The organism is Pinirhizobacter sp. (genome assembly GCF_036499745.1).
In the GTDB taxonomy this organism is placed as follows: domain Bacteria; phylum Pseudomonadota; class Gammaproteobacteria; order Xanthomonadales; family Rhodanobacteraceae; genus Pinirhizobacter.
In genome coordinates this window covers 70,312-94,539 of record NZ_DASYDG010000017.1, presented here as the reverse complement: position 1 = coordinate 94,539, position 24,228 = coordinate 70,312, and the positions used below count along the sequence as shown (strand labels likewise).

Below are 24,228 nucleotides of genomic sequence, written 5' to 3'. Positions count from 1 at the left end.
CGGTCTAGCGAATCTTGCCTAGGATGCCTTCCAGTTCGTCGTTGCTGTGGAAGTGGATCACCAGCTTCCCCTTGCCGCCGCGACCCTGGGCTACTTCCACCTTCGCGGCCAGGCGTTCGGCCAGCTCACGCTCGAGGTTGGCGACGTTGGGGTCGCGCGTGTTTGCCGCGGTTTTCGCCTTGCCCACCGGCGCCGTCTGCGCACGGCGGGCTGCGTCTTCGAGTTCGCGCACCGTCCAGCCGTTGCGGGCCGCTTCCAGCGCCAGTGGCTCGGCAATGGAGGCCTGCAGGGTAAGCAGGCAACGCGCGTGGCCCATTTCCAGCTTGCCTTCGTCGAGCATCTGCTTGATGGATGCAGGCAGTTCCATCAGGCGCAGCAGGTTTGACACCGAGGCGCGCGAGCGGCCCACGGCATCGGCGGCTTGCTGGTGGGTGAGGTCGAATTCGTCGATCAGCCGGCCCAGGGCCTGGGCTTCTTCCAGTGGGGTGAGCTCCTGGCGCTGGATGTTCTCGATCAGCGCCATGGCCAGCACCGACTGCTCCGGGACATCCTTGACGATGGCCGGCAGCTCGCCCAGCTGCGCACGCTGCGCGGCGCGCCAACGGCGCTCGCCGGCGATCAGTTCGTATTTGTCCTTGCCGATGGCGCGGACCACGACCGGCTGGATCAGGCCCTGGGCCTTGATCGAGGCGGCCAGTTCGTCGAGGGCTTCGTCGTTCCAGTGACGGCGGGGCTGGTACTTGCCGGCCTGGATATTCCCGATGGGGATCATCTTCAGCTGGCCTTCCTGCTCGATCACCGAATGACCGGTGTCGTCGTTGCCGAGCAGGGCGTCAAGACCCCGCCCGAGTCCTCGTTTCTTCGCCGCCATGGAATCTCCTTAACTTGCCGCCGCGTCGGGGCCGGCGTCGACGACCAGCGTCGCGCCGGACGGCTCGCTGCCACCGTTGCGCTCGCGGCGGATCATCTCGCCAGCAAGGCCAATGTAGGCAATCGCGCCACGCGAGCCGCGGTCGTACAGATGGATCGGCTGGCCATGGCTGGGCGCCTCGGCCAGGCGTACATTGCGCGGGATGATCGAACGCAGCACTTTGTCGCCGAAGTGTTGGGTGAGCTGCGCGGATACCTCGTTGCCGAGGTTGTTGCGCACGTCGTACATGGTGCGCAGCAGGCCTTCGATCTCGAGCTTGGGGTTGAGCCGCTGGCGCACGGCTTTCACCGTGTCGAGCAGGCTCGACAGCCCTTCCAGCGCGAAGTATTCGCACTGCACCGGAATAAGCAGGCCATCGGCCGCCGCCAGCGCGTTCAGCGTGAGCAGGTGCAGCGAGGGCGGACAGTCGACCAGGATGGTGTCGTAGCGGTCGGTGATCTTGGCCAGCTGGTCTTTAAGACGCGTCTCGCGGGCGATCGCGTCCATCAGTTTCAGTTCGGCGGCGGTGAGGTCGCCATTGCCGGGCATGAGGTCGTAGCCGGCTTCGGTGCGAACGATCACGTCTTCGATCGCCACTTCATCAAGCAGCACTTCGCAGCCATTGGGCTTGGCAGCGCGCTTGTCCACGCCGGAAGCCATGGTGGCATTTCCCTGCGGGTCGAGATCCACCAGCAATACCTTGCGCTTGGCCGCGGCGAGCGCGGCAGCAAGGTTCACGGATGTGGTTGTCTTGCCGACACCGCCTTTCTGGTTGGCGACAGCGATGATGCGGGCCATGCTCGAGGGAACCGTGCGCGGAAAGTGGGCTAGGTTACCATCGCCGCAAGGTTTTCAGGCGCGGCCGAGCACCACCAGGTGGCGTTCGCCGTCCACGCCGGGCACGTTGAGCCTTTCGATGGCCTGCACCTTGAAACCCGCCGGAACCCCCGGCAGTTCTTCCGCCGGGTATTTTCCCTTCATGGCCAGCCACGTGCCGCCCGGGGCCAACAGATGCCCGCCCCAGGTGAGCATGTCGGCCAGGGAGGCGAAGGCCCGCGCGGTGATGCAGTCGAACGTGCCCTGGACGTCCTCCACCCGCTGTTGGGTGGCCGTTACCCTTCCTGACAGCCCCAGGCTGCGGATCGCTTCACGCAGGAAACGTACCTTTTTGCCGTTGGAATCCACCAGCAGGCAGGTGCGTTCCGGGGCCAGTAGTGCAAGGGGGATACCCGGCAGGCCCGGGCCGGTGCCAAGGTCTGCCAGCGTCTGGCCGGTGACGTACGGCGCGATCGCCAGCGAATCGACCAGGTGCCGGGTGACCATGCCTTCGGCGTCACGGACGGCCGTGAGGTTGTAAGCGGCGTTCCAGCGTTGCAGCAGGGCCTGGTAGTCGAGCAGGGCCTCGGTCGTGGCCGGTTCCAGCGACTGGCCGAGCGCGGCCGCGCCTTCTTCGAGCAGGCGCCGTAGCGCGTCGCGGTTTTCCATGGAGCGCTACCTGGACGGGACGACCACCAAGTATCCGGGGCCTTGGGCCGCGGCGCCAGCGATCAGGCGATGGAGAGGTCCACCCGGGTCACCAGCATGCCGCGCTCGCGCAGGAAAGCGTTGGCGGCCAGCTTCAGGCGGGCGTTCATGGCGCGGAAGTCGGCGTCGTTGGCCGCATCGGTGCGCAGGGCATCGCGAAGGCGTTCACGGATGAGCTCGTCGGCCTGGTCGATGACCAGATCGGCGCGCTCCGGTTCCAGCACCTGCCAGTACACCGTGCCCTGGACGTCGCGCACGTCGACATGGTCGCTGAAGTTCAGGGTCTGGCCGCCGAGCTGGATCTTGTGCACGACGCGATCGGCCAGCGGCAGCACGAAGTGGGTGCCGGCGCCCAACAGGCGGGCGGGCTTGCCCAAACGATAGAGGCTATGCACCTGGCCTTCCGGAATGCGACGGATCGAAAGCGCGGCAAAGGCAGCGAAGGTGATCGAAAGCAGGAAGAAGGCGGAAGTGAACATAGTTATATATTTCAGCTATTTGGCAGACTATCGTTAACGATGCGTCCAGAAGATCTTACATCGCCATGATGAGTGCAGGATTAATCCTAATTTAACAGGGTTATTTAACGCAAGTATTACAAACGCTTAGGTCTATCGGCTGATCGGCCGAGGACTTGAGTGGGATGCCCCTAACGGTCACCTAACGACCGGGTGGGGCAGGAGTCCCGCGGGAGATCCGCTAAATCCGCAGCTTTTTTCCCTTTCACAGGACAAGGATCAAGACCCGTGCCAATGGCCCCGCGGTGCGCGTCAGTGCAAAGAAATGCTCGTAAAAACTTACGGTTGCGTTATTTGACAGGACGCCGGGTTTAGCCAATTCTCCGCGCACGGCCGTGACGCAATGCGCGGCCATTGGGGGAAGGGGCTTTGCGGTAGGTGACGAAACCGAGCGTGGCGCGCCGTCGCGGGCGTCCTGCTGGCGACGGCGTGCGGGTCACGTCAATGCCCAGCCGTGCACGCCGAACGCACCGAGCGCCAGCTTCCTTGCCGAACGAGGTAGCCACAAGTTGACGAGGAGTGCGTTGTGAAGGATGCGATCAAAATGGCGCGTGTGCCGGGCTTGCTGGCGTTGCCTCTCGCGTTGCTGTCGGGGTGCACTCACATGATCAAGCCCGACACGTTGTCGGCACCGACCACCGTCACATGCCTGGACGTCACCCAGCCGATTTCGTTCCAGTCCGAGCCAAAGGGCCTGGTCAAAGTGACGTGGCGCATCACTCTCGCGAAAGGTCCTTACGTGGCGGAAAAGGAGAGTGGCGCGGGGATCTTCTATCGAGCGATGCCGGGCGCCATCTACAACGAGACGACCGATCACAAGGGTCGGCGCTGGTACAACGACGGTGGCGTTTTCATACCGCGCGATAAGAATGGCGCGCCGCAGATCTACCGGTACTTTTCCGCCGTGCCGACACCCGCGCACGCGCCGCCGGAAAACCTCGACTGTTCCAATGTCGGCTTCGAAAGGGACGTTTCGGGAAAGAAGATCAACGTGTTGTCGTTCGCGGCGCCGATTGCCGTGGGCGCGGCCACCGGCGGCATGATTGGCCGCAGCATCCATCCGTCGGGTGTACGCATGAGCTACGGGCAGGCCGCCGGGGTCGGTTTGGTCGGTGGCCTCATCGGCGGGCTGATCGTCGCTGCGATGATCAACAAGGACGTCGGGAAGATCGTGATGGAGGACCACATCACCGATCCCGCGGCGGCGGCGACCCTCATGCAGCTGGCTGCCAACGGCAGTGCGGCACGCGAATCCGGGCACGCGGCACCAGCAATGTCCTCACCGACGGTCGAGCCGCCTCAGGCGCCAGCGCAGGAGGACACATCCGCAGCCGTATCGGCGACACCGCCGATACCGTCACCCTCACCGGTGAGCGAATCCACCACGGTAGCCATGGCGCAGAAAAGGCCAGTCGATTCTGCGGAGACCCCTGTCATTGATTCGGCATCCGCCCAGCCGATGGCGGCGGCGCCGCCGGTCGCGCCCGTGGACGCAGGCTTGATGTCCAAAGCCCAGGATCTGGCCACGAAGATGAGGTGCGGCGCCGTGCAGCCCAACGGCGGAACCACGTTCCGGGCCGCCTGTGACAGCTACAGCGTACTCATCGATTGCGAGGGCGGCCAATGCCGTCCGCTGCACACGATCCACTGAGGCGCCACTCTTTACCAGCCGACGATGGAGCCGGTGGTCATGATGCGGGTATCGAAGCCGACGGCCCTTAGGGCGGTGATGGGCGTGGTGTCCCCGTCGGTGGAGGTGGCGGGGTTGGAGCCAGTCGTTTCGGCCAGGGATGCCGCGTTGGCTCGGTTGGCCAGCGAGGCGATCAGGGGCATCGGCATGCCGAGGCAGACGGCAAGTACGATGGATTGGCAGGCGATGGGGGTAAGACGAATGCGCATGACAGGGTCACTCCTTTTCGGTCAGCCAGGACGATAGTCCCGCCCAGGAGCGGGCCACACCCCGTTTGGGATGGATGGCGCCGAAGGCGCGACGAACGGCGCTGAAGCAGGAACGAACGGTCCCGGGAACCTGGCTCGAATAGGGCTTTGGATGGGCCCTAGCGCAAGCCGAGCACCGGCTTGGCGGCATCCCGGAAGCGGCGGCTCAGGGTGAGCCGGGTGCCGTCGCGCAGCACGATCTCGGCATCGCCATGGAAAAGTGGGTGCACCTCACGGACGCGGTCGACATTCACCAAAGTCCGGCGGTGGATGCGCAGGAACTGCTCAGGCCCAAGCTCGAGTTCCAGGTTCTTCATCGATTCGCGATGCAGGATCGACTCCCCGCCCACGTGCAGGGCGACGTAGTTGCCTTCAGCACAGGCGTAGTCGATGTCGGCGACGCGGATCACCCGGTGGTGTTCGCCCACTCGCACGCTCATCCGGCGCGCGGCGGTGGCCAGGGCGTGGAAGCGCGTGGGCGGCGCTTCCATCTGCCGCCATCGCTGCAGCAGGCGCGCGATGCAATGGTCGAAGCGGTCCTGGTCGATGGGCTTGAGCACGTAGTCGATGGCACCGGCATCGAACGCGCGCAAGGCATGGACGTCGTACGCGGTAGCAAAGACGATCCAGGGCAGCGCACCAGCGGGTAGCCGCGCCGCCAGCTCCAGGCCGTCCATGCCGGGCATGTGGATGTCCAGGAACACCAGGTCCGGATGCAGGCGGTCGACAGCGAGGATGGCTTCCTCGGCATTGCCGCACTCGCCCACGACGACGATATCCGTGTGGTTTTCCAACGCCTGGCGCAGGGCCAGGCGCGCAAGCATCTCATCGTCGACCAGAAGGCAACGCAGCGGCGTCATGCGCTGGCCGCCCGATAGGGCAGGCTCATCTCGACACAGGTGCCGCCATCGGCGCGTTTGCGCATCCCCAGTGCACTGCCGCCCAACGCCTCCAGGCGCGCACGCGTGTTGCCCAGGCCCACGCCTTCGCGGATCGCCCCGGGCGGAAGTCCCTGGCCGTTGTCCTCGACGGTAAGGTGCAGGTGCCCCGCATCGCGCCGCGCGGCCACGCGCAGGGTGCCGCCTTCGGCAAGCCGCAGCAACCCATGCTGCAGGGCGTTTTCAACCAGTGGCTGCAGGATAAGGTGCGGCACGCAGGCGTCGAGCGTATCCGCATCGATGGCGAAATCCGTCACCAGCCGGTCGCCGAAACGCACGCGCTGAATGCCCAGGTAGCAATCGAGGAACTCAAGTTCCCGCCGCAGCGGCACGTGCTGGCGCTGGTCGTCCTCGAGCGTCAGGCGCAGGAAATCCCCAAGGCGGGAAATCATCACCCGGGCCAGCGGCGGGTCGCTCAGTGCCAGCGCGGAGATCGCATTGAGCGTATTGAAGAGGAAGTGCGGCTGCAGTTGCGCCCGCAAGGCCTGTAGCTGGGTCTGCGCCAGTTGTTGTTCGAGCTGCGTCGAGCGAAGGCGTTCATCGCGCAGGCGGCGATGCGAATCCGCACCACGCGATACACCCAGCACCGCCCAGTAGATCAGCACCGACAGGTGTGCCTGGTAGATCAGCTCCACCTTCATCAGATGGGGAATCGTCCATGTGGGCGAAGGCGGCCGGCCGGCGGTAAGGTAAAGCAGGGTGAGCGTGGTGACGCCATGCACCACGCCAAGCACCAGGCTGGCGGGCACATGGACCAGGGCGAACCGGCCCCAGCCCGCGCGTGCGGTGCGATTGCCCAGGAACACCACCAGCGGCGTGAACGCGAACCACAGCCAGAATTCCGGAAGGCTGTAAGCCAGTGATTGCCGCAGGCTGCGTGTTTCGCCTTCGCCCAGGGCGTTGAGGTACATGCTCAAGGCGCTGAACAGAGCCACCACCGTCCAGAATCCGAACAACAGCAGCCACAGCCGCCAGCGTGGGGCGGGTCGGGGAGAAACCAGGCTGATGATGTCGGAACCGTCGGCCACGCCGTGCGCTCAGGGAACGATAGGTGCGCAGCATGCACCGGAAGATGCCCCCCGTGCATGGCCCGGTGGTCACCGGTCGCCGCGCGCTTGCCTTTCGGCGGGGTTTCACCGGGGCAGGCCGTTCGGCGTAGCGGCACGCAAAATTTACTAGGGCTTCTGGTGTAAGGGCGTGGCGGCGGGTAGTGGCTAAGCTGGCATTGCAACTCGTGATGCCACAAGGCGAGGCGGGATGCGAAAACGTACGGGCTGACCGCAAGGCCCACTGGCAGGGGCATGACATGGCAGGGAATAAATCGCAGCGCGTGCCGGCGATCGTGCTGGGCCGCGGGCCCACGGCACTGGGCATGCTCAGGTGCATCACGATGGCAGGCATACCCTGTACCGTCGCGGCGCCAACTGGCGACCACGTGACTCATTCGCGCTGGTTCCGGCCGACGCCGGGACCTAAGCCCTGGCAGGGACAGCTGGGCGACGAAGGATGGAATGCATTGCGCCGGATGCCCGTGGACGAGGCCGTGATTATCCCCGGTGCCGATGACGCGGCACTGTGGCTGACCACGCTTCCCGACGACCTTGCCGCCCGCTTTCCCACCAGCAACAGTTCGGCCGCCACCCAGGCGACGCTGCAGGACAAGTCATGCTTCGCAGCGTTGGCTGGCGAACTGGGCCTGCCCCACCCCCGCACGTATCGCATCGATGTCGAAGCAGACCTCGACCAGGTACCGTTCGACCAGCTCGATCGTGTCTTCGTCAAACCGGTCAATTCGCAGGCCTTCAGCGACATGACCGGCGCGAAGGGGTTCTGGGTGGCTTCGCGCGCGGAAATGCGTGATACCTGGCGTCGATTCGATGGCATGGGCTTTCGCGTGATGGTGCAGGAATACGTTCCCGGTCCGCCTGATGCCCACGTGTTCGTCGATGGCTTCCGCGATGCGCAGGGCAACATCACGGCCCTGTTCGCCCGTCGTCGGATAAGGATTTCCCCGCCGGACTTCGGCAACAGCTCGTATTGCCACAGCATTGCCCTGGAGGAAATTCCCGACGCCGTAGAGGACGTAAAGCGGCTGCTGGCGCACGTGGACTACCGCGGCATCTTCAGCGCGGAGTTCAAGCATGATCGGCGCGACGGGGCGCACCGGATCCTGGAAGTGAATACGCGGGCCTGGACTTACGTGGAATTCGCCGCGCGCTGCGGGGTGAACGTATGCGCGATGGCGTATGCCGATGCATTGGGCCTGCCTGTTCCCGTCGCCGGTTCAACCTATCCCCTGGGCCAGGGCTGCGTGGACCTTTACCGCGACCTGGGTACCGTGTGGGCGCAACGTAGCCAGGGCCGATGGCCCTGGCATACGGTGCTGACGCAGTGGGCCGGCGCGCATTACCACTCGTTCCGCTTCGACGATCCGGGCCCTGCCCTTCATTTTGTCGGCGAACTTGCCACGCGCACCTTCGGACGCATGCACGAGGTGGTTCCCCGGCAGCAGGCTCGCGCGCCTGAGGGCGGAGCCTAGTTGACCTTCAACACCTGACCGGTCGCCGCACCCTCGATACTGCGGCTGTAAGCCAGCCCAACGCGGGAAGCCGGGGCAGGCTCGAAGCCGCGGAAGAACGGTCCGTACTTGTCCATCGATTCCACCAGCACCGTGGGGCTCACCACGTTGATGCGAATGCCGCGCGGAAGTTCGATCGCTGCCGCGCGCACGAAACCTTCCAGGGCCGCATTCACCATGCTTGCCGACACACTGGCAATGATCGGCTGCTCGGACAGGATGCCGCCGATCAGCGTGAACGAACCGCTATCGACAAGATGCCCGGCACCGTGCCGAACCAGGTTCACCTGCCCCATCAGCTTGTCGTTGAGTCCTACGGCAAACGCAGCAGCGTCGAGCTCCGCCAGGGGGGCAAAAGTGACGTTGCCCGCCGTACTGGCGATGGCATCGACGGTGCCGACGCTGTCCAGCATGGCCTTGATGCTCGCCTCGTCGGCGAGGTCCACCCGAAAGTCACCCGATGAGCGTCCGGCGGAGATGATGTCGTGCCGGTTGCCCAACTCCTTGCGTACCGCCATGCCCAGCGTGCCACTTGCGCCTACCAGCAGGATCTTCATGAGTGCTCCTTCATCCCATGGGGAAAAACCAAGGCTTCCATCCTGACATCAAGTATGCCGCGCCGCTACGCGGCTATGTCCTGCGCATCGGCGCCGCTCAGTGGGACGCCGTGTCCTTGGTCCAGTCCACCACCGACTCTACCGCCATCGCCTGCCGCAGTGCGTCGATGTCGTCATTCCCGGAAACGCGAATGCTTACGCTTTCACCCGGCAATAGATCGAACGCATTGTCCGACAGCTTTGCGTCGAGTTTGCCGAAGTCGATCCACACACCGCGCGCGAGATGCTTGGCGCGCACGGTAACGACGATCGAGCCGCCATCCTTGTGGAGCGTGGCCTCGATGCCGGGCTTGGGCAGCGCGAGCGTGCTTGCGGCGCCGAAGTAAAGCAGGTGGTGAGCAACCACGGCGCCATGCTCGATCAGGTCGAACGACACCACGGTATGGGTTGGATCGGCCTTGCCAAGGAATCCGGCATCGGTGGTGCTAGCCACGGGCGTACCGGCCAGCGCTGCAACTTTTACCGGCCGGGTATCGTCGTGAAACACGTGGCCGTCGAAGTCCATCACGCGCGTGCGCAGCTGCGCATCGAAGAGCTCGGTACGATCCGATACCACCGACAGCTGGGTGCTGCCATCACGACGGATGGGTACCACGTCTACCGGTGCATAGAAATGACGTGCGCGATACTGCAACGCCTTCCAGCGACCGAAGTAATCCACGCTTGCCCAGGATGCCCCGGGCCATACGTCATTGAGCTGCCAGAACAGCGAGCCCATGCTTTGCGGCCGCGCACTGCGCAGGTGCTCGGCGGCAAGCTCGATGCCCTCGGCCTGCATCAGCTGGCTCAAATGCACGAACGAAGGAAAGTCCTTCGGCTCGCCATATTCCTGGCGAATGTAAAGAAGAAGGCGCTGGTTGCCGTTGCCCTTGTCGAACTTCTGGTGCGCGCGCATCACCGTGGATTCGGCGGCCATGTCATCAGGCTTGGCGAAACTCTCAAGCGTGGCCATTACCGGGAACGACTGCAGGCCGTACTCGGACTGGAAACGCGGCGTGACGTCCAGGTAATGGGCGATGGGCTTGGAGCCTGACCACACGTCCCACGAGTGGAAATCGCCGTCGGTCTCGACGTTGGCCTTGCCTTCGTAGTCGGTGCTTGGCGAGCTCGCCCAGTACGGTACATCCGGGCTTAGCCCGTTCACCACGCTGCGCAGCGTGTGGCCGAAGAGCTCGCGCATGCCGTTCTCGATGCGTGCGGTTTCTTCTTTGGGAATGGCTTTGCGCAATGCCTCGCGATCGGGCCATGACTCCCAGCCGGTCTGCACTTCGTTGTTGCCGGCCCACAGCACGATGGACGGATGGTCACGCAGCCGTCGCACCTGTTCGGTCGCCTCGATGCGAACGTTGTCGCGGAAGGCCTTGTCGTACGGCGTAATGGCCCCGCCGAACATGAAGTCCTGCCAGATCATCAGCCCCATGCGGTCGGCCATCGCATAGAAGGCGTCGCTTTGGTACGTGCCGCCACCCCACATGCGCAACATGTTCATGTTGGCATCGACGGCCGACTGCAATATCGACTGCATGCGCGCATCGGTAACACGGCTGGGGAAGCTGTCGAACGGGATCAGGTTGGCGCCCTTGGCGAAGATGGGCACGCCGTTCACCACGAAGGCGAAGCCGCGTCCCCACTTGTCGTGGTCGCGCCGCAGTTCGATCGTGCGCAGGCCCGTATCCCGCGAGACGGAAGCGACGTCCTTGCCGTTGGCCGAGACCGTGGCATCGAAGTGGTAGAGGTTCGGCGCGCCGTAGCCCACCGGCCACCAGCGCTGCGGATGGTCGATGTGGACAGGCACGGACAGGTGGTTCTCGCCGGCGGTGAGCGTCACATGCAGGCTTTCATCGCCCTTGGTGCCATCCGGCGCCGCCCACGCTACGTGGACATCGGCCGGCCCGGCCTTGTCGGCGCGGACAGCAAGCTGGGCTTGAAGATCGGCGACATCCGCGTCCACTTTGGATTGGGCCACGTGGAAGTCTTCGAGCTTCCAGCCCTGCCAGCGCTCCAGCCATACCGGCTGCCAGATGCCCAACGTGACATAGCGCGGGCCCCAGTCCCAGCCGTACTGGTAGTTGGCCTTGCGAACGTAGTTGGAGGTCTGCTTGCCCTTTGGCTCGTCGCCAAAGGCGGAGTCAAATTCCCCGGGAAGGGCATAAGGCTGCTTCAGCAGCCATGGCAGCAGGCGCGCGATCGGCGAATGAAGGTGCACCACCAGCGTGTTCTGCCCGGGGCGCAGTGCCTTTTCCACCGGTGCCCGCCATTGGCGGAACATGTTGTCGGCCTTCAACAGCGGCTTGCCGTTGAGCTCGACGTCGGCAAAGGTATCGAGCCCATCGAACACCAGTGCTACATGCTCGCCTGCCACGGGCTTGGCGCCCGCGTCGAAGGTGAGCCTGTAATCCCAGTCGGCCAGGCCCACCCATTGCAGGGCGGCTTCGTTGTCGCGGTAGTACGGATCAGGCACCTTGCCCAGGGCAAGCAGGTCTGTTTGCGCGCTGCCGGGAACCTGCGCCGGCATCCAGCTTGTCGTGTCGGCGTGGGCTTGGGCCAGCTTCGACCCCGCGGCCAGCCGGAACTGCCAGCCATCATCGAGCTTCTGGCGCGTTGCGCCTTCGGCGAAGGCGCCCCCGGTCATCAGGAACGTGCACGCCAGCAGCAGGGCTCCCCGGCGAGGTCTCACAGCTTGAAGCCAAGACTCAGCATATAGGTCCGTCCATTCTTGTAGGCATTAAGCGGCTCGGCCGGCGTGTTGTTGTACACGAAATAGGTTTCGTCCAGCAGGTTCGTGCCGTCCAGCGACACGCGCATGTGGTCGTTCACCTGGTAGCCGATGGAAGCATCCAGTTCACGGAAGATGCCCGTGATCTGCTGCGACTGCAACTGGGCGATCTGGGTGAAGTACGCCGAGCGCCAGCTGTAAGTCACCCGTGCGCTCCACGGCCCCTGCTCGAAATAAGGGCTGAGGTTGAACGAGTTCTTCGAGTTGTACGGAAGCGGGAAGTCGTTGCTGGTGCTGGCATCGGAGTAGGTGTAGTTGGCCAGCATGCCGAAACCGCCCCCAAAATTCCCCTGGTAGGTAAGCGATACACCCTTCACCTTGGCCACGCCGGCGTTCACCGGTACCTCCATCTGGTAGATCTCGTTCTGGTTCTCGGTGTTGTTGAAGTGTTCCTGCGGCACGTTGGTGTTGAGGATGTAGCCGGAAATCCTCCGGAAGAAGAATTCAGCCGATAGCAGGCTGTTCTCGGAGAAATACCATTCGGCCGAGGCGTCGTAGTTGGTCGACTTATAGGGCTTCAGATCCGTATTGCCGCCGGAGCCGGTGAGCGTGCGATCGTCCAGCGCGATGTACGGCGTCATTTCCTGGTAGCGCGGACGGGCGATGGCCTTGGAGGCGGCAAAGCGCAGGGTGAGGTCGTCGATCGGGTCGTAGGCGATGTTGAACGACGGCAGCCAGCCATTGTAAGCGTTGTGCAGGTCCACCGGCGTGTACGCATTGCCGCCGATGCTGTTGTAGCCGTCCACGGTGTCCCGCGTGTGGTAATAGCGCACGCCGAGGTTGCCGCGGTAGTTGTCGCCGGCGAAGTCGCCCTGCAGGTAGAACGCGCGGTTCTGCTCCTGGATGCTGTAGGTGGCCTTGGGATCCATCGGCGCGTCGGTGACGAGGCCGTTGACGTAGTTCTTCAGGCCCTGCTTGCTGATGGTGGTCCAGTCCTTCATGGTCGGCGTACCGTCAAGGCCATCGAGATAACCGTCGGGCGTGCCGCTGCCGGCAAGATCGCCGAGGGTCACGCCGCTGCCATCCTGCGTGGGGATCGTGGCTGCATAGCCGGTCTGGCCGTTGTAGTGGTTGGACGCTTTCACGCCCACCTCGATCTGGTTCATCGGACCGAACGACACGTCGTGCGCGAAGTCGGCCTGGAAGTAACGTTCGCGATCGTAACTGGGTGCGTAGCTGAAGCCTGCGCCGTGCGCGAGCATCGCATTGGCATCGGTGGGCGGCGTGTTGTAGTTGATCTGCGGGTGTTGGCCGTCGAGGTTCCAGTTGTAACCGCCCATGCCCTGGAACTGCACGTTGTAGATGCCCTGCGAACCGCCCGTGGACCCGGTGTAGCCCACCTGGCTCGACGCCGTCCAGCCATCGCCGTACCAGTCCGCGCGCAATTGAGCGGTACCGGTGTTCACCTTCGACTCTCGCTCGTAGCCATCAAGGTAAGTGGGCGCGGTGGCGCCGTACGTGCCGCTGGTGGCCACGCCATTGGTGATGCCCAGCGCTGTGGCAGCCGGCGCGCTGCCCGACCAGTCGCCATAGCGGCTCTGGTTGTAATTGTTGAACTTCTCGGTGACATACAAGCCGGTGAAATTCAGCTCGAAACCATCGTTGGGCTTCCACTGGATACCCGTGGACACGCCGTCGCGCTTGCGCTCCTGCTGGAACCACGCACTATTGATCGCCGTCGGATACACACCGGTGGCGCCGGGTGCGACAACGCCGGGTGCGAACTGATGGTCGGGATTGGTATCGGTGGGATCGTTGACCTTCTGGTAGCCAAATACTTCCGTGCCCTGGCGATCGATGATTCGATCCGAATGCATCACCGAGCCCAGGATGCCGAAGGTCTTTTCGTCGTTATGCCAGCTATAGAGTGCCGATGCATTCGGCTTGCCGGTGTCGGCACGGTCGTTGTAGCCGTAGCTCACCGTGCCGGTAAGCGTGTTGGGCTTCAGATCCAGCGGTTTGCGCGTGTTCACGATCACCGTGCCGCCGATGCTGCCTTCGTCGATCTTCGCCTGCGGCGTCTTGTACACCTGCGCGTTGCCAATGATCTCGGAGGTAAGCAGGCTGTAGTCGAAGCTGCGGCTGTCCGGATTGTTCGGATCACTCGTCCAGTTGGTGGAAGCGAGCGTCTGGCCGTTCAGCAGCAGCCGGTTCAAAGCGGGGTCCGTGCCCAGGATGCTTACCTTGTCGCCTTCGCCGAAATTCCTGTCCACGCTGATACCTGGCAGGTGCGACAGCGATTCGGCCACGTTGGTGTCGGGGAATTTGCCGACGTCCTCGGCGGAGATGGCATCGACGATCGAATCGGCGTTGCGTTTCAAGTCCAGCGACTTCTGCAGGCTGGCGCGGATACCAGTAACCGTGACGGTCGAGAGTGTCTGCGCCTGGCCGGGGTTGGCGCCCTTGGCGGCGCTTGGATCCTGGCTCGCCGGCACCGGCGCGGGAGGTACGGGGGCGGTACTGGAAGACGCCGGCGCCGGGACTGGCTGGCTGGTGGTGTCCTGGGCAAACGAGGCGCTCGAGGCGAGGAGGCCGGCAACGGCGAAGGAAAGGGCGTTGTAGCGAAGGCGCATATGGATCTCCGTTTCTTCAGGCCGAACGACAGCGCACCGGCTGAAGTTGCCCGTGGTCGATCGGTCTTGCGTGATGTGTTGCCTGGCCTGCCGCCTAGTCGTGGGGACGCCGACGGAACAAGCCCTGGGAGCCCCTATTGGCCACCCTATGGGGTTGATTCTTCCGGGCCGATGACAACGATGTCAACGATTTTTTGCCACGAGTTAAACTAAATGTGATGCAGTCAGGCTATTGATTTTCAGCACATATACATGGCCTTCACATGTTGCAATGCCGCATAGATGATAGGTCGATTAGATCGATCTACAACCCCATTGCCGCGTTGCCTGGTTGTTGCGTCGCAGTTCGGAAGGAATCACAGCGGTCCTGACGAATCAGGCGAATGAACGCACCCAGCGTCGCTCCCCACGGCTCTGGTGCCGAACGTAACTGGCGGTGCAGGGCACGCGTGAGCATGCCAGGCGCGTCCATTCGCCCTCAATGGCTCGCTACGCTTTTGCCTGCTTAAGGGTGAGGGCGGCGGGCGAGCCAGGGTAGAAAACCGCACCAAGTCGGCCGGGCTTGCGCCCGCCTGGTCGCCCGCCAGATGGCGGAAGAACACGAACCCCGCAACCGAAGTTGCGGAGCCCGGCTTGGTGATGGGTTTCTACACCCGGTTGTCGATGTAAAGACAACCCACGAATGATCCCAGAAACACCCGGCGCAGTTCTATCCGAATGGTCTCAAAGTTGGATGGCAAAGCCGATCAAATGATGCTCAAAGTAGAACGGGCGCTTGTACAAGCAATGCGCTCGTGGCCTTACATGTTTTCATGGCCCGCTTGTAGCCTTCGCGTGCGCTGGTGCGGGCCACATAGGATTGCTCTGCCTCGCCCAGGGTGACGCCTCCATTTCTTCGGGCCAACATCAGGGCGTAGGTCACCGAAATGTCGGCGGCCGTGAATGTCTCGCCGGCAAGATAGGGCGAGCGTGCGAGCTGCCGCGTTACCAGCGTCAACCGGCTCTGGAAAGTATCCAGCGCCTGACCAGCGCTCCAGTTTTGCCGCTCGGACTCTGGCGCAAAAAGGCGGGCGCCAACGACGAAGTAGATCGAGGCGGCGAGGCCGGCTTCACCCAGGTGCAAGAACTGCTGGTAGGCGGGAAAGGCCTGATCGTGCGGGCCGGGTGCGAGTGGGGTCGGTCCGTACCGAGCCATCAGGTACTCCATGATCGCAATGGATTCGACCATCGTGACGTCGCCGTCCCGGATCGCGGGAATGAAGCCGGCGGGATTGATCGCCAGGAACTCAGCGTCTTCTTCGATGCCGGCCAACAGGTCCACGGGCCTGAGCTGATATGGGAGCCCCATCTCCTCCAGCAGCCAGACCACCCGGAACCCCCGACCTTCGCCGAAGACGGTGATCTTTTCGCCATCTTTCGTCGATGTGGCGCGATTCAATGACTCAACGTGCGACATAAACCCCTCTCCCGCTTGAATGGGCGGAAACCACCTCCGCATGCCCCACGGCCTCGGATCTGGTTCCTATCCTTGCGTCGAACGGTGACCGGCTGGATCGACAGCCCACGGGGGAAAAAGACGCCACAGCTTGAAAAGGGAGCTCTAAACGAGAATAATTCTCGTTATGCTTACTTTCGCCATCCTTCTGGCCGCCGCGGCTGCGGCTTTCTGGTACCTCGCCAGCACCCAGCAGCGCCTTCTGGCCCGGCGTGCGGGCCGCGCTGCTCGCGTAGCCGGCTGGGTGCTTACCGTGGCGGCCCTGGCACTGGCGATCGCTTCCATCGACACCCTTCCCGGCATTTTCGGCGCGCTGTCGGCGTTGATGCTGGGCGCAATCACCCTTCCCTATGTGGTGTGGTGGCTCAAACCCGCCGCGGAGCCGCGCCCATGATCGGCCGCAGCCTCGCCGGCGCCCTGCTCGGCCTCACGCTTGCCATCGCACTCACCGGCCTTGCCGTGCTGTGCTGGCCCGGCGACAGCGTCCACGTGCTGGTACCGGCGGTGGTGGTCTTCTTTCCCCTCTATATGGTGCTGATCCTGTCCGCCTTCCTGTATCGCTCTGCGTCGCGCGCCTGGGGCTGGATGGCCTCGGCCAACCTGGCGGCCTTCGCGGCGTTGTGGATCGCCCAGCACACCTTGCCGGGCTTGCCTTCGTGAGGGCAGAAACGCGCCGTCGACTGACGGAGCTTCATACCTGGACGGGCCTGATCGCGGGCTTCGCGCTGTTCATCGCGTTCTATGCCGGCGCATTGAGCGTGTTCCACGACGAGATCGATACCTGGGCAGTACCGCATCCGCCCGCGGTGTCCACGGACCTGATCCAGCGAGCCGATGCGTTGATGGCCAAGGTCATGGAAGAACATCCGGCCTCGCGGGCGCAGATCGGCATGACCTTGCCCGGCGACCACCCCTCGCACGAAGTGGCGGTGTACTGGTTCGACAAGGACTGGCACGTGCAGGGCCTGGATGATGCCAAGCCCCGCGGCGAGGACGACGAGCACGAGGGGCTGGCCGATTTCGTCTATTCGTTGCACTACACCCTGGGCATCCCGGAACTGGGCATCTACCTGATGGGCCTGGTGTCCATTGTCTACGGCGTGGCCCTGCTCAGCGGCGTGCTGATCCACCTGCCCCATCTGGTGCAGGATCTTTTCGCGCTGCGCCCGGGGCGGAACCTCAAACGCCTGTGGCAGGACGCCCACAACGTGATCGGCATCCTCAGCCTGCCCTTTCATGTGATCTTCGCGATCACCGGTGCGTTGATCTGCCTGATGACCGTCGCCATGGTGGCCTTCAACGTGATGGCCTTCGACGGCAGGCTCGTGCCGCTGGAAGATTCGCTCACCGGCGCAAGCCCCACGGTTATCGCCAGCAACGTACCGGCGCCCATGCTGCCGCCGCACGTGGCGGTGGAAAAGGCGCGCGCCGTGGCCCTGGCCTCAGGTGCGGAAGGCTTCGATCCCGATTACATGCGTTACCTGCAGTACGGCGATCGAAACGCCGCGGTGGAAGTGCGGGGCCGCTCGGGGAAAACGCTGGGCGAATATGGAAGCGTGGCCCTGAGTGCGGTGGATGGACGCGTGCTGGGCGTGCAGGTGACCGGTGCCAGGGATGCCAACCATGCGACGTACGCGGCGATCTTCGGCCTGCATTTCGGCACCTTCGGCGGCACCGCGGTGAAGTGGCTGTACTTCCTGCTGGGTTTGGCCGGGGCGTTCCTGTTCTACTCGGGCAACCTTCTGTATATCGAATCACGGCGCAAGCGCCGGTCAGCCGACCAGCCACTGAAAGTACGCGCCATGGCCACGGCCACGGTGGGGCTGTGCCTGGGTTCGTGCGCCGCCATCACGATGACGTTCTGCGCCAACCTGGCGGCTGCGGCCGCAGGATTCGACGCTGCGTTGATCGTCAAACCAGTGTTCTTCATCACCTTGCTCGCCGCGTTCGGCTGGACGCTATGGCGACGGCCCGCCCGGGCGGCGGTGGATCTGCTGTTGCTGACGGCAGCTTTAAGCCTGGGCGTGGCCATCGCCGATGTCGCCTTGCACGGCTTGCGTGTGGAAGACGGCGGGGCGGCCCTGGCGGTGAACATCACCTGCGTCGGCATGGCGGTGGGTTTTGGAAGCCTGGCCCGGGCCACCGCGCGTCGTGCGCGAAGCGGTGATTCGAACAGCGTTTGGGCCGTTGCCGGCTAACATTTCGCGCTGCAGCGCACCACCACTTTCACGCGCCATCTACATGATGTAAATCATAGAGTTAACGACAAACCAGTGGGTTGCTGCAGACTCATGTAAGCGTTTACGTGGCAACGCACCAACAGCCAGTTTTTGGTCGCTTTACAAACCCCTATGAAAACGTTTACGTTTCGCGCCACAGCACCCGGTTCGGGTCGCATCGGGGTTACGAACGCGTGAGTGTGACGATCAAAGATGTCGCCCGCATGGCCAACGTGTCCGTGGCCTCGGTGTCGCGCGCGTTGAACGGCCACGGCGGGGTCACGGCCGAAACCCAGCAGCGCATCCGCGAAGTGGCCGCCCGTCTGCGTTATGTGCCACATAGCGCCGCCCGCAGTTTGATCACCCGCCGCACCCACACCATTGGTGCGCTGTTGCCGGATTTGCATGGCGCCTTCTTCTCCGAACTGATCCGCGGCATCGACCTGGCCGCGCGCGCCCGGGGCTTGCACCTGTTGGTCTCCAGCTCCCACGGCGACGCCGAGGAAGCCGCCACGGCGCTGCGCGCGATGCAGGGAAGGGTGGACGGCCTGCTGGTGATGTCCCCGCACGCCGATGAAAGCTTCATCGAAGAGAACATGCCCACGCCGACGCCGGCGGTCTTGATCAACATCCACGTGCCCGGGCACCGGCATGCGGTGGTGGACATCGATGACCGTGGCGGCGCCCGAGCGATGGTGCAGCACCTGGTGGACCACGGCCGCCGCCGCATTGTCTTCATCGCCGGCCCCGAGGCCAACAACGACGTGCGTGAGCGCGAGAATGGTTACCGCGAAGCGCTCGAGGCCAATGGCCTGGGCGCCAACCAGCTGATCATCAACGGCGACTTCAGCGAAGAGTCCGGCTTCCGTGCAGCCCAGGCCGTGCTTGGCATGAATCCGCGTCCGGACGCCATCTTCGCGGCCAACGACATGATGGCCATCGGCTGCCTTTCCGCGCTGGCCGAAGCCGGCGTGAACGTCCCGGGCGATATCGCCGTGGGCGGCTTTGACGACATCCCGATGGCGCGCTATGTGTCGCCGCCGCTCTCCACGGTGCGCGTGCGCATCGCCGAACTTGGCGAGACGGCCATGGAGCGCCTGGCACAGATGATCGAATCGGGCGAAGACATGGTGGTGCCACCGCGCCACATGGCGAGCACCGAACTTGTGGTCCGCGCTTCCTGCGGTGGTACCGCACCGTCACGACGACGGCACGCACCCAACAGCGACGCCTGACCCGGCGACGCGCCCTGCAAGGGCTCAAGCCAGCTGAATTCCGCAAGACAAGAAACAAGGGACCAGCAGCACCGACAGGACCGACGTACCACTGACCCGCGGCATGGGGAGGGCACCGAGGCATGAGGCAGCACGACAAAACAAGAAACAGGCGTTCGCCGTCGGTGACGACGGGACTGGCGCCGATGCCCGTTACCCGCCCGACCCGGGCCAGACAACAAGACCATCAAGCATCACCATTTTTGGGAGGGGAGCCATGAGCACCGCAGTTAAGTTCCGCAGGAAGATTCTTGCCAGCGTGATCGCCGCGTCCGTGACCGCGATTGCGATTGCGCCGACCGTTGGTTTCGCGCAGACGGCCACCGCCAACTTGCGCGGCAAGGCCGCGCCTGGATCGACGGTGACCGTGAAGAACCCGAACACGGGCCTGACGCGCAGGGCAACAGTAAACGCCGACGGCTCATACAGCATCATCGGCTTGCCGCCGGCCACCTATACCGTGGACGCAGGCCCTGGCACCGAGAAGCAGGTGACCTTGACGGTGGCCTCTACTGCCACGTTGAACCTCACCGCGGAAGCTGCCGCCCCCGCCGCGGCAAACGCCACGAGCCTTCAGGGCGTGACCGTTTCGGCCAGCACGCTCAACGAGGTCAAGACGCCGGAAGTAGGCCAGACCATTTCCCTGCACCAGATCCAGACCATCCCGCAGGTATCGCGCAACTTCCTGGAGTTCGCCGACACCGTGCCCGGCATGGCGTTCAACGTCGACTCCGCTGGCCACACAAGCTTGCGCGGTGGTGCGATGAACAATAGCTCGGTGAACGTGTTCATCGACGGCGTGGGCCAGAAGAGCTACGTGAAGGAAGGCGGCGTATCCGGCCAGGTCAACAGCCAGGGCAACCCTTTCCCACAGCTGGCCATCGGCCAATACAAGGTAATCACCACCAACTACAAAGCCGAGTACGACCAGGTATCGTCCGCCGCGGTGACGGCCGAGACAAAGTCCGGTACCAATGAATTCCACGGCGAGGTGTTCGACACCTATACCAGCGACAAGTACCGCAGCCGCACCGCGGGCGAAGAAGCCCCGGGTGCAGACAAAGCCAAGTCCTTCGAGAAGGAATACGGCTTCGCACTGGGCGGTCCGATCATCAAGGACCAGATGCATTTCTTCATCGCCTATGAAGAGAAGAAATTCGATACGCCGATCACCGTGACCCCGGGCAGCGGTTCGCCCGACACCATCAACTCGCTGCTGCCCTCCTCGGTGGCTTCGCAGTTCGGTCCGGCAGACCTGCCCTTCACCGAAAAGTTGTACTTCGGCAAGATCGATTGGGAACTGACCGATCGCGACCGCATCGAGATCTCCACCCAGGTGCGCCGCGAAGACCAGGCCGACAACATCGGCTCCGCTCAGGCACGCTCGGCCAGTATCGTTACCGAGAACCACGACACGCGCGGCCTGTTCCGCTGGCAGCACAGCGGCGACTGGTACTTCAATGAATTGAATGCCACGTACGAGAATTCCTCGAACAATCCGACGCCACTGAATTTCGGTAACGGCGCCGTGTACACCTACCAGCCGGCGAATGACTCCACCATCCTTGGTGTCGGTGCCGCCGGCCCGCTGGCCACCCAGGTCAAAGGCCAGGAAGGTCCGTCGCTGTCCGACGATTTTACTTTCAACGATTTGTCCTGGCATGGCGACCACACCATCAAAATCGGCTGGAAATACAAGGAGGTGACCCTGCACGCGCAGGACGCCGGCGACGTGAACCCGCTGTTCTACTACGACGTGGACGACGCCGGCACTCATGCGCTGCCGTACAAGGTGCAGTTCTCCAACCCCGTAGCCGGCCTTGACCCGATCTCGGAAACCAAGAGCAAGCAATACGGCGGCTACGCCCAGGACGACTGGGCGATAACCGACAAGTTGACGCTGAACCTCGGCGTGCGCTGGGATTACGAGAAAACACCGTCGTACCTGGACCACGTCACACCTGACAACGTGATCGCTGCCTTCAACATGCCCGATCCGGCCGCACAGGGGCAGTTCCCGGGCCAGACCTACGCACAGACGCTCGCCAAGGGCGGCGTGAACATCAACGACTACATCAGTAACGGCCATAACCGCCACGCCTACAACAAGGAATGGCAGCCGCGCCTGGGCATGTCCTACGACCTGTTCGGTGACGAAGCCCATGTGATCCATGCCGGTGCCGGCCGTTCCTACGATCGCAACCTGTACGACTACCTGCAGCTGGAACAGACCAAGTCGGCCATTCCCATCCAGGAAGTGTTCTTCAACGTGCCAGAGCGCCCTTGCAGCACGACGGCCGCGAACTGCCTGAACTGGAATCCGATTTACCTCAACGGCCTGCAGAACCTGCAGTCGCAATTCGCGTCCACCAATGCCGGCCAGGAAATTGACGTCCTCAATAACAAACTGAAGGCGCCGTATTCCGACCAGTACTCGTTGGGCATGAGCAACCAGCTGGGCGATTGGCAGACCGATGCCACCGTCACTCGCGTGCTCAGTTACGACGGATTTGCCTTCACCCTCGGCAACCGTTATCCCGACGGCTCGTTCTTCCAGGGCGGTGGCCAGCCCTGGGGTAACGGTGTTCCTGGCTTCGGCAGCCTGATCATTGGCAATAACGGCATCCGCACCCGCACCACGCAAGTGCTGCTGTCGGCCAGCAAGCCGTATACGAAGGAGTCGGGCTGGAGCAGTACGTTCGCGTACACATATACCCGTGCGTACCAGAATCGAGACATCAACGAACACTACTCGTTCGATGAAGAGACCATCGGTAACTACCCGTTCATCCTGTCCAACGCGGCGCCGAAGCACCGCTTCGTCACTACCGGGTCGATCGACGGTCCGTGGGGTTTCAGTTTCTCGGCCAAGCTCACGCTGGCCACGCCCACGCCATATAACGCCATCGCCAACTATGGCGCGATCGGACCGAACGGCGAAGCCGGCATCCCAACGACCTTCATCCCACGTGGGGGCAGCAAGTTCCTGGTGGGTGGCAATATCTGGGGTTACCGCGACATCGACTTCCAGGCCACCAAGGACTTCAAGATCTGGGGCGATGTCTCGGCCTATATGCGCTTCGACATCCTGAATGTCTTCAACTGGAAGAACTTCGACGATGCCGCGGTGCTTACCAGCTTCGGCAGCTCCGGCACGCTACCCACCAACCCGGTCGCATACGACAAGCATGGCAACATCACCTTCGTACCACGCACGGCTAAGTTCACCGTAGGTGTGAAGTTCTAAACGCCATCGTCAGCCGCTCAAGGACGGGGCCCGCCATCGCGCGGGCCTCGTCTTAAGTGGCAACGTCCAACCCTATTCCAGCGGGACTGCATGCCATGACCGACCCGGCCATCAGGAGCATTGTCATCGTCGGCGGCGGTACGGCCGGCTGGATGGCGGCGTCCGCGTTTTCCCGCACCTTGGGCAAGAGCGTATCCATCCGCCTGATTGAATCGGACGAGATCGGTATCATCGGGGTGGGCGAGGCCACGGTGCCGCACCTGAAGCTCTTCAACAACCTGTTGGGGATCAACGAATCGGATTTCGTCCGCAAGACGTTCGGCAGTTTCAAACTGGGCATCCAGTTTGTCGATTGGCTGCGGCAGGGCGAAAGCTACGTGCATGGCTTCGGCAGCATGGGCCACGAGGTGGGCCTGATGCCGTTCCACCAGTACTGGATCAAGGCCATGCACAGGGGCATGGCCAAGCCGAGTCTTGGGCCGTACTCGGTCAACACCATGGCGGCGTTGAAGAACCGGTTCATGGCCCCGGGGCTTGATGTACCGGCCAATTCACCCCTGGGAAGCGTGGCCTACGCTTATCACTTCGATGCCGGGCTGTACGCAAAATTCCTGCGCAGCTACGCCGAACTTCTGGGCGTGGTGCGCACGGAGGGCAAGATCCTCGATGTCGAACTGAACCCTATCTCTGGCTTCGTCGACGCGGTGAACCTTCAAAGCGGCGAGCGCGTGGAAGGTGAGCTCTTCATCGATTGCTCGGGCTTCCGCGGCCTGTTGATCGAACAGGCATTGAAAACCGGTTACGACGAATACACGCAGTGGCTACCCTGCGATCGCGCCATGGCCGTTCCGTGCGCAAATGTCGGCGAGCCCACGCCCTATACGCGCTCCACGGCACGCGAGGCCGGCTGGCAGTGGCGCATTCCGCTGCAGCACCGCACTGGCAATGGCTATGTGTATTCCAGCAAGCATCTTTCCGACGACGAGGCCGCGGCGAAGCTTCTCTCGCGCCTGGACGGCGAGGCCCTGGCCGATCCACGTCCGCTGCGCTTCGTCACCGGCTTGCGCAAGAAGCCCTGGAACAAGAACGTGGTGGCGCTGGGCCTGGCCAGCGGCTTCATGGAGCCTTTGGAATCCACCAGCATCTTCATGATCCAGTCGGGCATCACGCGGCTGTTGAAACTCTTCCCGGAGAAGGACTTCTCGCAGGTATTGATCGACCGCTACAACGAGCAGGTGACATTCGAATCCGAGCGCATCCGTGATTTCCTGATCCTGCACTACAAGGCCACCGAGCGCACCGACACCGACTTCTGGAACCAGTGCCGCACAATGGAAATCCCCCAAAGCCTGCAGGACAACATCGACCTGTTCGCCGACAGTGGCCGGTTCTTCCGTAATGCGGAGGAAATGTTCGGCGATGTGAGCTGGGTGCAGGTGATGGTGGGGCAGGGCATCGTGCCGCGTACGCATCATCCGCTGGTGGACCAGATGCCCGATAGCGATCTCGCCGGCTTCATGGCCAGCATCGAGAGCGTGGTAGGGCAGTGCGCCGACGCCATGCCCATGCATTCGCAGTTCATCGCCCAGCATTGCCCTGCCGAAAAGGTGGCTTGAGCTGT

General features: G+C 63.3%; 19 protein-coding genes. 8 read left to right on the top strand and 11 right to left on the bottom strand.

Annotated elements, in window-relative coordinates:
- Positions 1–4 precede the first annotated feature (4 nt).
- The 4 genes from VGM61_RS06350 to VGM61_RS06335 form a co-directional block, all read right to left on the bottom strand.
- A complete protein-coding gene (locus tag VGM61_RS06350) occupies positions 5–871 on the bottom strand; it encodes a ParB/RepB/Spo0J family partition protein (RefSeq protein WP_331521902.1) in 867 nt (288 codons plus the stop codon).
- Positions 872–880: 9 nt separating this feature from the next.
- Positions 881–1,708: a ParA family protein gene (locus VGM61_RS06345; RefSeq protein ID WP_331521901.1), complete on the bottom strand. Its 828-nt coding sequence runs from the start codon at positions 1,706–1,708 to the stop codon at positions 881–883.
- A 54-nt stretch (positions 1,709–1,762) separates the two neighbouring features.
- Complete coding sequence (gene rsmG, locus VGM61_RS06340) at positions 1,763–2,395, bottom strand: 16S rRNA (guanine(527)-N(7))-methyltransferase RsmG (protein ID WP_331521900.1); 633 nt, start codon at positions 2,393–2,395, stop codon at positions 1,763–1,765.
- A gap of 62 nt (positions 2,396–2,457) precedes the next feature.
- The gene (locus tag VGM61_RS06335) at positions 2,458–2,913 is read right to left on the bottom strand and encodes an SPFH domain-containing protein (protein WP_331521899.1); all 456 of its coding nucleotides are present in this window, start codon (positions 2,911–2,913) and stop codon (positions 2,458–2,460) included.
- Positions 2,914–3,496: 583 nt separating this feature from the next.
- Here VGM61_RS06335 and VGM61_RS06330 point away from each other — a divergent pair.
- Entirely contained in the window at positions 3,497–4,603 is a 1,107-nt protein-coding gene (locus tag VGM61_RS06330; protein ID WP_331521898.1) for a hypothetical protein, read from the top strand.
- Positions 4,604–4,614: 11 nt separating this feature from the next.
- On the opposite strand, the gene VGM61_RS06325 is transcribed toward VGM61_RS06330, so the two are convergent.
- The 3 genes from VGM61_RS06325 to VGM61_RS06315 all read right to left on the bottom strand — a co-directional run bounded on the left by VGM61_RS06325 (position 4,615) and on the right by VGM61_RS06315 (position 6,856).
- Complete coding sequence (locus VGM61_RS06325) at positions 4,615–4,851, bottom strand: hypothetical protein (RefSeq protein ID WP_331521897.1); 237 nt, start codon at positions 4,849–4,851, stop codon at positions 4,615–4,617.
- A gap of 158 nt (positions 4,852–5,009) precedes the next feature.
- Positions 5,010–5,750 (bottom strand): LytR/AlgR family response regulator transcription factor, encoded by a 741-nt coding sequence (locus tag VGM61_RS06320; RefSeq protein WP_331521896.1) that lies wholly within the window; start codon positions 5,748–5,750, stop codon positions 5,010–5,012.
- Entirely contained in the window at positions 5,747–6,856 is a 1,110-nt protein-coding gene (locus tag VGM61_RS06315; RefSeq protein WP_331521895.1) for a sensor histidine kinase, read from the bottom strand. The genes VGM61_RS06320 and VGM61_RS06315 overlap by 4 nt, the downstream gene beginning before the upstream one ends.
- Positions 6,857–7,134: 278 nt before the next feature.
- Here VGM61_RS06315 and VGM61_RS06310 point away from each other — a divergent pair, with 278 nt between their 5' ends.
- The gene (locus VGM61_RS06310) at positions 7,135–8,367 is read left to right on the top strand and encodes an ATP-grasp domain-containing protein (RefSeq protein WP_331521894.1); all 1,233 of its coding nucleotides are present in this window, start codon (positions 7,135–7,137) and stop codon (positions 8,365–8,367) included.
- Here VGM61_RS06310 and VGM61_RS06305 read toward each other — a convergent pair.
- The 4 genes from VGM61_RS06305 to VGM61_RS06290 all read right to left on the bottom strand — a co-directional run bounded on the left by VGM61_RS06305 (position 8,364) and on the right by VGM61_RS06290 (position 15,828).
- Positions 8,364–8,963, bottom strand: a complete 600-nt coding sequence (locus VGM61_RS06305; protein ID WP_331521892.1) for a short chain dehydrogenase — start codon at positions 8,961–8,963, stop codon at positions 8,364–8,366. The genes VGM61_RS06310 and VGM61_RS06305 overlap by 4 nt on opposite strands.
- Positions 8,964–9,060: 97 nt before the next feature.
- The gene (locus VGM61_RS06300) at positions 9,061–11,655 is read right to left on the bottom strand and encodes a beta-mannosidase (protein WP_331521891.1); all 2,595 of its coding nucleotides are present in this window, start codon (positions 11,653–11,655) and stop codon (positions 9,061–9,063) included.
- A gap of 41 nt (positions 11,656–11,696) precedes the next feature.
- Complete coding sequence (locus tag VGM61_RS06295; protein ID WP_331521890.1) at positions 11,697–14,372, bottom strand: TonB-dependent receptor; 2,676 nt, start codon at positions 14,370–14,372, stop codon at positions 11,697–11,699.
- 757 nt (positions 14,373–15,129) lie between these two features.
- Positions 15,130–15,828: a glutathione S-transferase family protein gene (locus VGM61_RS06290; RefSeq protein WP_331521889.1), complete on the bottom strand. Its 699-nt coding sequence runs from the start codon at positions 15,826–15,828 to the stop codon at positions 15,130–15,132.
- 166 nt (positions 15,829–15,994) lie between these two features.
- Here VGM61_RS06290 and VGM61_RS06285 point away from each other — a divergent pair, with 166 nt between their 5' ends.
- The 6 genes from VGM61_RS06285 (at position 15,995) to VGM61_RS06260 (ending at position 24,223) form a co-directional block, all read left to right on the top strand.
- Positions 15,995–16,261 (top strand): hypothetical protein, encoded by a 267-nt coding sequence (locus tag VGM61_RS06285; protein WP_331521887.1) that lies wholly within the window; start codon positions 15,995–15,997, stop codon positions 16,259–16,261.
- Positions 16,258–16,527 (top strand): hypothetical protein, encoded by a 270-nt coding sequence (locus tag VGM61_RS06280; protein ID WP_331521886.1) that lies wholly within the window; start codon positions 16,258–16,260, stop codon positions 16,525–16,527. Before VGM61_RS06285 ends, VGM61_RS06280 begins: the two co-directional genes overlap by 4 nt.
- Positions 16,524–18,065: a PepSY-associated TM helix domain-containing protein gene (locus VGM61_RS06275; RefSeq protein WP_331521885.1), complete on the top strand. Its 1,542-nt coding sequence runs from the start codon at positions 16,524–16,526 to the stop codon at positions 18,063–18,065. The genes VGM61_RS06280 and VGM61_RS06275 overlap by 4 nt, the downstream gene beginning before the upstream one ends.
- Positions 18,066–18,280: 215 nt before the next feature.
- Positions 18,281–19,321: a LacI family DNA-binding transcriptional regulator gene (locus VGM61_RS06270; RefSeq protein WP_331521884.1), complete on the top strand. Its 1,041-nt coding sequence runs from the start codon at positions 18,281–18,283 to the stop codon at positions 19,319–19,321.
- A gap of 256 nt (positions 19,322–19,577) precedes the next feature.
- On the top strand, positions 19,578–22,607 hold the full coding sequence (locus VGM61_RS06265) for a TonB-dependent receptor (protein WP_331521883.1): 3,030 nt from the start codon (positions 19,578–19,580) through the stop codon (positions 22,605–22,607).
- A 95-nt stretch (positions 22,608–22,702) separates the two neighbouring features.
- Positions 22,703–24,223, top strand: coding sequence for a tryptophan halogenase family protein (locus VGM61_RS06260; protein ID WP_331521882.1), 1,521 nt, complete (start codon positions 22,703–22,705; stop codon positions 24,221–24,223).
- The last annotated feature ends 5 nt before the right edge of the window (positions 24,224–24,228 follow it).